The sequence below is a fragment of the Streptomyces sp. NPDC058308 genome (genome assembly GCF_042880275.1).
Taxonomy (GTDB): Bacteria; Actinomycetota; Actinomycetes; order Streptomycetales; family Streptomycetaceae; genus Streptomyces.
The window spans coordinates 14,614-26,375 of record NZ_JBHVZA010000016.1 but is presented as its reverse complement, the minus strand read 5'-3'; the positions used below and the strand labels follow the sequence as shown (position 1 = coordinate 26,375).

7 protein-coding genes and 1 pseudogene are annotated in these 11,762 nt (G+C 71.2%); 2 read left to right on the top strand and 6 right to left on the bottom strand.

The features are described from left to right. Positions 1-7: 7 nt before the first annotated feature. Both aspA and ACFVYL_RS22040 read right to left on the bottom strand, forming a co-directional pair. Positions 8-1,423, bottom strand: a complete 1,416-nt coding sequence (gene aspA, locus ACFVYL_RS22045; protein WP_389718700.1) for an aspartate ammonia-lyase — start codon at positions 1,421-1,423, stop codon at positions 8-10. Between the two features lie 271 nt (positions 1,424-1,694). Then, on the bottom strand, positions 1,695-2,732 hold the full coding sequence (locus tag ACFVYL_RS22040) for an asparaginase (protein WP_389718697.1): 1,038 nt from the start codon (positions 2,730-2,732) through the stop codon (positions 1,695-1,697). 141 nt (positions 2,733-2,873) lie between these two features. Between ACFVYL_RS22040 and ACFVYL_RS22035 the strand changes: the two genes are divergently transcribed. Together ACFVYL_RS22035 and ACFVYL_RS22030 are read left to right on the top strand one after the other, a co-directional pair. Then, positions 2,874-3,329 (top strand): Lrp/AsnC family transcriptional regulator, encoded by a 456-nt coding sequence (locus tag ACFVYL_RS22035; protein WP_389718695.1) that lies wholly within the window; start codon positions 2,874-2,876, stop codon positions 3,327-3,329. A 208-nt stretch (positions 3,330-3,537) separates the two neighbouring features. Further along, positions 3,538-4,590: a chitinase gene (locus tag ACFVYL_RS22030; RefSeq protein WP_389718690.1), complete on the top strand. Its 1,053-nt coding sequence runs from the start codon at positions 3,538-3,540 to the stop codon at positions 4,588-4,590. Here the strand turns inward: ACFVYL_RS22030 and pulA are convergent. From pulA to ACFVYL_RS22010, 4 genes and pseudogenes are all read right to left on the bottom strand, one after another. Next, entirely contained in the window at positions 4,580-7,300 is a 2,721-nt protein-coding gene (pulA, locus tag ACFVYL_RS22025) for a pullulanase-type alpha-1,6-glucosidase (RefSeq protein ID WP_389718687.1), read from the bottom strand. The genes ACFVYL_RS22030 and pulA overlap by 11 nt on opposite strands. Positions 7,301-7,418: 118 nt before the next feature. Then, positions 7,419-8,816, bottom strand: a pseudogene (locus tag ACFVYL_RS22020) (alpha-amylase family protein); the annotation flags it as partial. Positions 8,817-8,915: 99 nt separating this feature from the next. Next, positions 8,916-9,989: a LacI family DNA-binding transcriptional regulator gene (locus ACFVYL_RS22015; RefSeq protein ID WP_389718684.1), complete on the bottom strand. Its 1,074-nt coding sequence runs from the start codon at positions 9,987-9,989 to the stop codon at positions 8,916-8,918. After that, a complete protein-coding gene (locus tag ACFVYL_RS22010) occupies positions 9,977-11,680 on the bottom strand; it encodes a glycoside hydrolase family 13 protein (RefSeq protein ID WP_389718682.1) in 1,704 nt (567 codons plus the stop codon). The genes ACFVYL_RS22015 and ACFVYL_RS22010 overlap by 13 nt, the downstream gene beginning before the upstream one ends. Positions 11,681-11,762 lie beyond the last annotated feature (82 nt).

Sequence of the window (11,762 nt, the reverse complement as noted above, 5' to 3'; positions counted from 1 at the left end):
GGACCGCTCAGGCCGCGCCGGCCACCCGCTCAGGAGTGAGCAGCTCCGCCAGCCGCTCCGGCGGCAACAGCCCCTTTTCCAGTACGAGTTCGGCGACGCCACGCCCCGTACTGAGCGCCTCCTGCGCGATCTCCGTGGCCGCGGTGTAGCCGATGTGCGGGTTGAGCGCGGTGACCAGGCCGATGGACGTCTCCACGGAGTGACGCAGTACCTCCGTGTTGGCCGTGATGCCCGCCACGCACCGCGCGGCGAGCGTCTCGCAGGCCGCGCGCAGCGAGGTGATGCTCTTCGCCAGCGAGTGCAGGATGATCGGTTCGAAGGCGTTGAGCTGCAGCTGGCCCGCCTCCGCGGCCATCGTGATGGTGACGTCGTTGCCGATCACCTCGAAGGCGACCTGGTTGACGACCTCGGGAATGACCGGGTTGACCTTGCCCGGCATGATGCTCGAACCGGCCTGCACCGGCGGCAGGTTGATCTCGTTGAACCCCGCTCGCGGCCCCGACGAAAGAAGCCGCAAGTCGTTGCAGCTCTTGGAGAGCTTGACCGCGATCCGCTTCAGGACGCCGGACAGATGCACGAACGCGCCGCAGTCCTGCGTCGCCTCGACGAGGTTGGCGGCGGTCACCAGGGGCATGCCGGTGATCTCGGCGAGGTGACGGCGGGCCGTCTCGGCGTACCCCGCGGGGGCGTTGAGGCCCGTGCCGATGGCGGTGGCGCCGAGGTTGATCTCGTGGATCAGCTCGACGGCCTCGGCGAGCCGCATGCGGTCCTCGTCGAGCATCACCGCGTACGCGGAGAACTCCTGGCCGAGCGTCATCGGCACGGCGTCCTGGAGCTGCGTACGCCCCATCTTCAGGACGTCACGGAACTCCAGCGCCTTCGCCGCGAACGCGTCCTGCACGTACGACATCGCGCGCAGCAGCCCGTGCACCGCGCTGACCGTCGCGACCTTCACGGCGGTCGGGTAGACGTCGTTGGTGGACTGGCTGAGGTTGACGTCCTCGTTGGGGTGCAGGTGCTCGTACGCGCCCTTGGGGTGCCCGAGGAGCTCAAGCGCCCGGTTGGCGACGACCTCGTTGGCGTTCATGTTGGTGGAGGTGCCGGCGCCGCCCTGGATGACGTCGACGACGAACTGGTCGTGCAGGCGCCCCTCGCGGATCTCCCGGCAGGCCGCGGCGATCGCGTCGGCCTTGGCCTTCGGGAGCAGCCCCAGCTCCTCGTTGGCGCGGGCGGCGGCCTCCTTGACGGCGGCGAGCGCGTTGATCAGCTGCGGGTACACGGAGATCGGGATGCCCGTGATGGGGAAGTTCTCCGTGGCGCGCAGGGAGTGGATGCCCCAGTAGGCGTCGGCGGGGACGTCGCGGTCGCCGAGCAGATCGTGCTCACGGCGGAGGGCGGGGGCGAGGGACGGGGTGGGGCTCATGGTGTTGTTCTCTTCCGGCGCGGAGCGCCCCGTCAGGGGCGCGGGGAACTGCGCGACCAGCCACAACGGCCCGCAGCGTTCTCATCGGTCCTTCGAGGCGGAAGCGTCAGAGCCTGTGTCATATCCCCGGTCGGATCAGCGGGCGTCGTCTGGTGCGTGCGATCGCAAGGCGCCGGGAAGTCCTCGTAGCGGAGCTACTAGGGCTTTTCGGCAACGCGGCGAGCGTGCGTGCCAGGCGGCGGCCGCCCGGCCGGGGATATGACACAGGCTCTCAGGCGGCCCGGCCGGTGGCGTCGCTCGTGACCGCAGGTGCCGGCTCACCGACGATGCGGCGCAGCTGAGCCGTGCGCACGCCCGGGTCGCCGGCCGAGAGCAGCGCGGCGAGCAGCGCCGTGCGCGCCTGGCCCGCGCGCAACGTGCCGGTGAGCACCGCGCCCGCGGCCGCGAGGTCGACGGCACCGCCGTGCGTGTAGATCTCGGTGACGGGGCCGCCCTGGACGCGGGTGGTGAGCGCGACCACGACGCCGCGCTCGATGGCGGCGGTGACGGCGGCGACGAACTCGGGGGTCGCGTTGCCCGCGCCGGTGGCGACGAGCACGATGCCCTCGGCGCCCGCCTCGACCGCGGTCTCCAGGAACAGCGGGTCGGCGTCGACGTGGTGCATGACCATGTCGATGCGCGGCAGGGATCCGGTCGGGACGGCCGCGGGCACGGGCAGCGGCTCGGGGCGGGCCGGGCGGTGCAGTATCGAGACCTTGCCGAAGCCGACCTTACCGACGGGCGGCCCAGACGGGTCGGCGAAGGCGTCGGCCGCGAGGGTCTGGGTCTTCACGGTGCCGCGCGCGGCGTGCACCTTGCCGTCGAAGACGACCAGGACGCCGAGGTCACGCACGGTGGCGGCGGTGAGCAGCGCGTCGTAGAGGTTGCCGGGACCGTCGCCGTCCTCGGCGCCGAGCGGCTTCTGGGCGCCGGTGAAGACGACCGGGCGGGGGTCGTCGTGGTGCAGGTCGAGCAGGTAGGCGGACTCTTCGAGGGTGTCCGTGCCGTGAGTGACGACGATGCCGTCGACGCCGGGGTCGGCGAACACCTCGCGCACGGTGCGCAGCAGGGTGAGCTGCTGGGCGGAGGTGAGGCGCGGGCTGTTCACGTTGAACAGGTCGATGACCTCGGAGGCTATGCCGTGGGGTATCGAGGCCGTGGCGAGCACCTCGCGGCCGGGGGCGTCGGCGGCGAAGCCGGTCCCCTGCCAGCGGCTCGCGATCGTCCCGCCGGTGCTGATGACGACGATCCGTCGCGCCTGTGCTTCCACGTCTGCGTACCTCCCAGGAATCCTGTGGACCACGAGCCCCCCGAGTGGCGGACGGTCCCGGCGCAAGGATAGATCGAACATTACGCAATGTGTTTGCCAAGTTCCGGCGAGTTTGCAATATAAGTAGGGGATAATTGCGCCATGGATGAGATCGACCGCAATATCTTGCGCGAACTGCAGAGCGACGGCCGGCTGACCAATCAGGAGCTGGCCGCGCGGGTCGGCCTCAGCCCGTCGCCCTGCATGCGCCGGGTGCGCCAGCTGGAACTGGACGGCGTGATCCAGGGGTACCGCGCGGTCGTCGCCCCGGAAGCCGTCGGCCGGGGGTTCGAGGTCCTGGTCTCCATCGAGGTGCGGCGCGACCGCGAGACGGTCGAGGCGTTCGAGGCCGCCCTGAAGGACATCCCGGACGTCATCGAGGCGTACCGCCTGTTCGGGAGCCCCGGTTGCCTGCTGCGCATCGCCGTCGGGGACCTCGCCGCGTACGAGCGCCTCTGGATCGAGCGGCTCACGGCGCTGGCGGGCGTCACCGAGGTCAACTCCCAGATCATCATGAAGCGGATCAAGGAACCGCAGGGACTCCCGGTGGACGGCTGACGACCGACCACCGACCAGCGACCACCGACAGCAGACGGCTGGCGGCCGGTGGCTGGTGGTGGGTAGCTGGTGGTGTCCGCGGCACGCACCACCGAGCCTCCACCCCCCCTTTGGTACAGACCTATTGACGGCTGGTCCGGACCTGCCTAGCGTGACGCCTCGCACCACGCACGTCTCCTCCTCCCCCCTCGCAGCCAAGGAGCCCCGCGTGTTCGGTCGGACGTTACGCCTGCTGGGGTCGGCCATCGCGCTGGCCTGTGTCGCACAACTACCGGCCGCCGCCGCGGCCCCCGCCGCCCCCGCCGGAGACACCTGCGCGACCAAGTCGAAGCCCGCGGGCAAGGTGCTCCAGGGGTACTGGGAGAACTGGGACGGCGCCTCCAACGGCGTGCACCCGCCCTTCGGCTGGACCCCCATCACCGACAGCCGCATCAAGCAGCACGGCTACAACGTGATCAACGCGGCGTTCCCCGTGATCCGCTCGGACGGCACCGTCCTGTGGGAGGACGGGATGGACGCGACGGTGAAGGTCGCCACCCCCGCCGAGATGTGCCAGGCCAAGGCGGACGGCGCCACCATCCTCATGTCCATCGGTGGCGCGGCGGCCGGGATCGACCTCAATTCCAGCAGCGTCGCCGACCGCTTCGTCGAGACGATCGTGCCGATCCTGAAGAAGTACAACTTCGACGGCATCGACATCGACATCGAGACCGGCCTCGTGGGTGGCGGCAACATCAACCAGCTCTCCGCCTCGCAGTCCAACCTCATCCGCATCATCGACGGCGTGCTGGCGAAGATGCCGGCCGGCTTCGGCCTCACGATGGCCCCCGAGACGGCGTACGTCACCGGCGGCAGCGTCGTGTACGGCTCGATCTGGGGCGCCTACCTGCCCATCGTCAAGAAGTACGCCGACAACGGCCGCCTGTGGTGGCTCAACATGCAGTACTACAACGGCAGCATGTACGGCTGCTCCGGCGACTCCTACTCCGCGGGCACCGTCCAGGGCTTCACCGCCCAGACCGACTGCCTCAACAAGGGCCTGGTCATCCAGGGCACCACCATCAAGGTCCCCTACGACAAGCAGGTCCCCGGCCTCCCCGCCCAGCCGGGCGCCGGCGGCGGCTACATGTCCCCGAGCCTGGTGTCCCAGGCCTGGAACCACTACAGCGGCGCCCTGAAGGGCCTGATGACCTGGTCCATCAACTGGGACGGGTCGAAGGGCTGGACCTTCGGGGACAACTTCAAGCGGCTCACCGGCTGATCTTGAAGACGGCGACGGTCCGTGCGGGCACGGAGAATGTGCCTGAACTCCTCTCGTAGGACGCCGACTTCACGGTCCGGTCGGCGCCGGAAGCCTGCACCCTGTGCAGGGCATAGCGCGTCGCCTCGGCGGAGGCGACGCGCTGCCGCTGCTCCTGCGGGGTCGCGTTGAACACGGCCACCAGGTCACCCAGCTTCATGGTGATGACACCCGGCGTCTCGGCCTCGGTGCCGGAGAGCGGGAAGGAGAGGGCCGACTGGACCTGCCCGGCCGTCGCCAGCGAGAACGCCGGTTCGGTCGTCCGTATCCTCAGCAGATCCTGATACGCGGCCGACGCGCCCTCGATCTCCGCGCAGCCGGGGGTCAGCGTCGCCGAGGAGGCCAACAGGGGGGTGGCGTAAGGCCACTTGTCCTTGTTGTCGGCGGCCGGCGGAAGACCGCGGCCGAAGCCGTTGCCCGCCCGGCAGTTCCAGTGGATGGCGTTGAACCAGTCGCCGCTGTCGAAGGAGTTCCTGTCGAGGGACTTCGAGCGCAGCCGGTCCGTGCCCGCCTGGGAGAGCGCCGGGCCCTGGGAGAGGGAGGCGGTGGCCATCGCGAGGACCTGCATACGGGCGCGGTCGGCCGCCGTCGTGCCCCGGGGCAGCTTGAAGGCGAGCGCGTCGTACAGCGATTCGTTGTCGTGTGCGTCCGCGTAGGAGACCGCGTCGCCGGGGGCAGCCGCGTATCCGGCGGGCGCTCCGTTGTAGTCGACCTCGGAACCCTCGACCTCGCGGCCCGCCGAGTCGGTGAAGCGGAAGCCCGCGAGATTGCCCGTCAGGCCGACCTTGATGAGGTCCTGGTAGTGGAGGAGGCGGGCCTTCTGCTCGGCCGGAGTGCCGTTCGCCCTCGATGAGTTGGGGTCGGTGTACAGGCCGCTCGCGAAGCCCTGCACGCCCGGGTCGCCGTCGAAGGGACCGCCGCCGCGCAGCGCGTCGCGCGACCGGTCGGAGAACGTCGCGACGCCGGTGCCCGCCATGTTCCGCTGGGTGGCCTGGACGAAGCGGGCGTCGTCGGCGACCTCACCGAAGTTCCACCCCTCGCCGTACAGGACGATGTTCTTCCCGTCGACGCCGTCCTTCGCCACGGTCAGCGCGTCGAGGGCCTTGCGGACGGCCAGGATGTTCGCCTTGGGGTGGTGTCCCATCAGGTCGAAGCGGAATCCGTCGACCTTGTACTGCCTGGCCCAGGTGACGATCGAGTCGACGACGAGCTTGCCCATCATGGCGTTCTCGGGCGCCGTGTTGGCGCAGCAGGTGGAGGTGGTGACCGTGCCGTCGGCCGCGAGGCGCTGGTAGTAGCCGGGCACGATCTTGTCGAGGACGGACTTGTCGGCCTGACCGCTCGCCACGGTGTGGTTGTAGACGACGTCCATCACCGTGCGCAGACCCGAGCCGTTCAGGCCCTGCACCATCCTGCGGAACTCGACCGTGCGGCGGGTGCCGTCGGGGTCGCTCGCGTACGAGCCTTCGGGAACGGTGTAGTGCAGCGGGTCGTAGCCCCAGTTGTACGCGTCCCCCGCGGCACTCCTGGAGACGCACGCCTGCTGTTCGTCGGAGTCGGGGGCGTACGACGGCAGATCGCAGTCGGGTGCGGACTGTCCGGAGGCACGCTCGGGGACGGTGCCGAAGTCGAAGGCGGGCAGCAGGTGCACGTACGAGGTCCCGGCGCGGGCGAGGCGGCGCAGGTGCCGCATCCCGTCGGACTTCTCGTCCGTGAAGGCCAGGTACTGACCGGGGTGTCCCGACGTGCGGTCCTCGACGGAGAAGTCGCGGATGTGCAGCTCCTGGATCTGCGCGTCGCGCAGCGGGGTCGCCTTCGGTTTGCGGAGCGTGGGCCATCCCGCGGGCGCGAGCTCCGGGTCGTCGAGGTCGACGGCGAGGCTGCGCGCGGAGTCGCTGGTGAGGGCGGTCGAGTAGGGATCGGTGACCTTGTTGGTGACGACCTTCCCGACGTTCGGCGCCCAGACCTTCACCGCGTAACGGTAGGCCTTCCCCGACCAGCTCCGGGGCCCGCTCGCCGACCAGACGCCCGAAGCGGAGTCGCGGCGCATCGGGACCAGGTGTCCGTCGATGTCCAGGGAGACCTGCTGTGCGGTGGGGGCCCATACGGAGAGGGTCGGGCGGCCGTGGGTGAAGCGGGGGCCGAGGGCCGCCCCGGCGGCCGCGGTGGCGTACAGGTCGTCGAGGACGCCCTGGGTCTGGACGCCGGTGGCGGCGCGCAGGGTGCCGTCGGCGGAGCGTGCGGTGGCGACGAGCTGGCCGGTGAGAGCGGAGCGGATGCGGGCGCGGTCCCGGGGGTCGACGGTGAAGGCGGCGTAGTCCTTGAGGTGCGGGTACTTGGTCTTCTGGGCGTCGGTGAGGCCGCCGTCGGTCCGGCTGAGGCGGATCCGGTGGGCGGCGCCGTCGAGGTCGCCGTCCTTGATCGTGAGGCCACCGTGAGGCGCGTAAAGAAGCTCGTGGGCGGTGCCCCTGCCGGTGTCCCAGGCGAGGGTGGACCGGTCGATCCACTGGGCCCGCGACGTCGAAAGGTCCAGGCCGTCGGCGGGCTCGGCCGAGGCGGACGACGCCGGAGCGGCGAGCGGTGCGGCCGCCGCCGTCACGGTCAGCGGCGCGGCGGCGGCGAGCAGGGCGAGGGCCACGGTCACGGCGGTACGGCGCGGGGAGCCGGTCACGGAGGGTTCTCCTTGTGGGGAGGCGAGGGTTACGGGGAAGGGGTGCGGCCGCCCGGCTGCGGGGCCGCCCGGCTGCGAGGGCAACGGTGGGCCGGGCGGCCGGTCAAGGGGGCGCTCAGCAGTTCTTGGCGCCGGTGTGCAGTGCGAGCGCGGTGTTCGGGGCGACCGACGCGGTGAACCGGCCCGAGCCGTCCACGGTGACCTTCCTGCCGCTCTGCACGTCGCAGTACGTACCGCCCGCCAGGGAGGTCTGGAAGGTGCGGTCGACGGCGGAGCCCTCGTGGTTGATGACGGCGTACGCCCTGTTGCCGCGGCCGAAGGCGATGGCGTCGTTGCCGTTGTCCCACCAGTCGGTGACCGACGCGCCGCGAGCGGTGTTGCGGAACTTGACCATGCCGCGGATCTCCGGCCAGGCGTGCTGGCACTTCCAGCCGTCGCTGTAACAGGCCTTCACCTGCCCGCCGCGCGGCGACCCGGCGTCGGTGTCACTGAACTCGTAGCCGGAGTGGACGTCGGGGGAACCGTAGGGCCAGGCCAGCATGAAGACGTGCGCGAGCGTGTAGTTGGCGCCGTCCTTGTAGTTGAGGGTCTGGCCGTGGCGCTCGGTGTCGTGGTTGGTGACGAACACCGAGGCCGTGCCGCTGGGCAGATAGCCCCAGCCCTCGCCGAAGTTCTTCAGGTAGGAGAGCTTCTCGTCGTTGAAGACGCGCTTGAGGTCCCAGGCGTAGCGGAACTCCTGGGGGTCGCCGGTGCCGGTGTACTCGCTCGGGGAGACCGCCTCGCCCGCGCCGTACAGGGTCTCCTGCTTCCAGTACACGCCGGGGTTGCTCAGCCGCGACTTGATGTTCTTCAGGTCGTCGACGGGTATGTGCTTGGCCGCGTCCACACGGAAGCCGTCCACGCCGAGCGAGAGGAGGTCGTTCAGGTACGTGGCGATGCGGCCGCGCACGTACTCCTCGCCGCTGTCGAGGTCGGCCAGGCCGCCCAGTTCGCAGTGCTGGACGTTCCAGCGGTCCCGGTAGTCGCTGATGTCGGCCTTGCAGTCGTCCATGTCGGCGGCCGCATACGTGCCGGGGTAGTCGTACTTGGAGAAGGCGGAGCCCGCCGAGCCGGTGCCGGAGGCGTTGGTCATGTGGTTGATCACCGCGTCGGCGACGACCTTCACCCCGGCGGAGTGGCAGGTGTCGACCATGCTCCTGAAGGCGGCCCGGTCGCCGAGCCGGGAGCCGATCCTGTAGCTGACCGGCTGGTACGCGGCCCACCAGGCGTCGCCCTTGAGGCGCTCCTGGGGCGGCGACACCTGCACGTATCCGTAGCCGTCCGGGCCGAGCCGGTCCGTGCAGGCCTTGGCCACCGAGGCGAAGTTCCACTCGAAGAGGACGGCGGTGACGTCCTTGGCGCCGGGCGGGGCGGCCTGGGCGCCGGGGGCTCCGGCGACGACGCTGCCCGCCACCCCCGCCAGCAGGGCGAGCGCGGCCGCTATGGGCCTGCGGCGTCTGACGATCCGGCCGGTCATGGGTACCTCCTGCGCGTTGGGGGGAACCTGCGGCAACTTCTTGCAGCAAGTCAGCACAAGTTGTTGCGGGTTGGACCGTATGGCGCCCCCAGGACGGGGTCAACCCTCTGGACACACCCCGGTGGACCCGCGCACGACCAGCTCCGGCTGGAAGACGAACTCCGTGCGCTGCACGGGATTTCCGTCGATCTCCTCAAGGAGGGCGCCCACCGCGGCGCTCGCCATCGCCCGCACCGGCTGTCGGACCGTGGTCAGCGGCGGGTCGGTGAAGGCGATGAGCTGGGAGTCGTCGAAACCGACCACGGAGACGTCGCCGGGCACGGCGAGGCCGCGCTCGCACACGGTTCTGACGGCGCCGAGCGCCATCAGGTCGCTGCCGCAGACCATCGCCGTGCACCCCAGGTCGAGCAGGGCGCCGGCCGCGGCCTGCCCGCCCTCGACGGTGAACAGGGTGCGCTGCACGAGCCGTTCGGCCTCCCGGGGCGCCACGCCGAGCATGGTGTGCAGCGCCGCCGCGAACCCCTCCGCCTTGCGCAGGGAGGGAACGTACCGGGTCGGGCCGATCGCCAGGCCGATCCGCTCGTGCCCCAGGTCGACGAGGTGGCGCACCGCCATCCGCACGGCCGAGCGGTCGTCGGGCGACACGAAGGAGCCCGGGATGCCCTCGTTGTAGCCGTTGACGAGGACGAACGGCACGCCCCGGCGGGCCAGTTCGCGGTAGCGCGCGGTGTCGGCCGTCAGGTCGGCGTGCAGCCCCGAGAGGAAGATGATGCCGCTGACGCCGCGGTCCTCCAGCTGCTCGACCAGCTCGTCCTCGGTGGCGCCGCCCGGCATCTGCGTGCAGAGCATCGGGGTGTAGCCGTGTCCGGCAAGGACCTGCTCGATGACCTGCGCGAAGGCCGGGAAGATCGGGTTGGTGAGCTCGGGGATGACCAGGCCCACCAGACCGGCGCTGCGCCGCTTCAGCCGGGTGGGGCGCTCGTAACCGAGAACATCGAGGGCGGCGAGGGCGGCGAGGACCCGGCGCCGGGTGTCCGCCGCCACCCCCGCCTTGCCGTTGAGCACCCGGCTCGCGGTGGCCTCGCTGACGCCGGCCCGGGCCGCGAGGTCCAGGAGCCGCGGGGCGCCCCGATGGGCGTCCCGCGGCACGGAGGGGAGGGTCACACCGCCCACCAGACGGTGGTGTCGGCGGGCAGCCGCACGCTCCCGTCGACGACCTCCGGCTCCTCGACGGCGAGCAGGACACGGCCGGGGGCCGGGATCCGTACGGCTTCGGCGGTGGTGTTGACGGTGCACACGAAGCCCGGCCTGGCGAACGCGAGCACGCCGTCGGGGGCGTCGAGCCACTCGATCGCCCCGCCCGCGCCGAGCCCCGGCTGCGCGCGGCGCACGGCGAGCGCACTGCGGTACAGCTCCAGGGTCGAGCCGGGGTCGCCGGTCTGCGCCTGCACGCTCAGCTTGCCCCAGTCGGCGGGCTGCGGCAGCCAGCTGCCGCCCGTCCCGAAGCCGTACGAGGGCCCTTCGACGGTCCACGGGATGGGCACCCGGCAGCCGTCCCGGAACCCGTCCTGCCCCTCGGCCCGGTGGAACGACGGGTCCTGACGCGCCTCGTCGGGCAGGTCCGTGACGTCGGGCAGACCGAGCTCCTCGCCCTGGTAGAGGTAGGCGGAGCCGGGCAGGGCGAGCATCAACAGGGTCGCGGCGCGGGCCCGGCGCAGGCCGAGCGCGCGGTCGCCCGCGGTCCGCAGCTGGGTGCCGAGACCCGGCGGGTTGGCGAGGCGCGTGGCGTGCCGGGTCACGTCGTGGTTGGAGAGCACCCAGGTGGCGGGCGCGCCCACGGGACGCATCGCGGCCAGCGACACATCGATGACCTGGCGCAGCTCGGCGGCGTCCCACGAGGTGCCGAGATACTGGAAGTTGAAGGCCTGGTGCATCTCGTCGGGCCGCACGTAGTGGGCGGAGCGCTCGACGGTCGGGGTCCACGCCTCGGCGACGAGGATCCGCCCACCCGGCTCCCACCACCGCCCTTCTGAGGATGGCTCTTCGGGCCCTGATTCGCTTCCCGCGTACTCCTCGAGCACCTGCCGCCAGCTGCGGTAGATCTCGTGCACGCCGTCCTGGTCGAAGAACGGCATGACGTCGTTGCCGAGCAGCTTGAGCTGGTCGCGGCTGCCGATGTCGGGCAGACCGGCCGCCTTGACCAGGCCGTGCGCCACGTCGACGCGGAAGCCGTCCACGCCCATGTCGAGCCAGAAGCGCAGGATGGAGCGGAACTCGTCCCGGACGGCGGGGTGTTCCCAGTTGAAGTCGGGCTGCTCGGGCGCGAAGAGGTGCAGGTACCACTCGCCGTCGGGCACCCGGGTCCAGGCGGGCCCGCCGAAGATGGACTCCCAGTCGTTGGGCGGGAGTTGACCGTCGGCGCCCTTGCCGGGGCGGAAGTGGTAGCGCTCCCGCAGCGGGGACCCGGGTCCCTCGTCCAGTGCGCGCCGGAACCAGTCGTGGCGGTCGGACGAGTGGTTGGGCACCAGGTCCACGATGATGCGCAGGCCCAGCTCGTGGGCGTCGCGGATGAGCGCGTCGGCGTCCAGGAGGCTGCCGAACATGGGGTCGATGGCCCGGTAGTCGGCGACGTCGTAGCCCGCGTCGGCCTGCGGGGACGCGTAGAACGGGCTGAGCCAGACGGCGTCGACGCCGAGGTCCCTGAGGTACGGCAGCCGGCTGCGGATGCCTGCCAGGTCGCCCATGCCGTCGCCGTTGCCGTCGGCGAAGCTGCGCGGGTACACCTGGTAGATCACCGCGCCGCGCCACCAGTCCGTGTGCGTCTCGGTGGTGGGGGCGGCAGGGGCAGCGAGGTGCTGGGTCATGTCTTCCCTGGGGATCGAGTGTGGTGGGGGCGGCGCCGGACGGTGTCGGTCCGGCGCCGCCGACGTGGCGTGCGCACCGTGC

Excerpts from the sequence above, each read along its gene's own strand:
- aspA (WP_389718700.1), bottom strand. The coding sequence starts at position 1,423 with ATGAGCCCCACCCCGTCCCTCGCCCCCGCCCTCCGCCGTGAGCACGAT.
- ACFVYL_RS22035 (WP_389718695.1), top strand. The coding sequence starts at position 2,874 with ATGGATGAGATCGACCGCAATATCTTGCGCGAACTGCAGAGCGACGGC.
- ACFVYL_RS22010 (WP_389718682.1), bottom strand. The coding sequence starts at position 11,680 with ATGACCCAGCACCTCGCTGCCCCTGCCGCCCCCACCACCGAGACGCAC.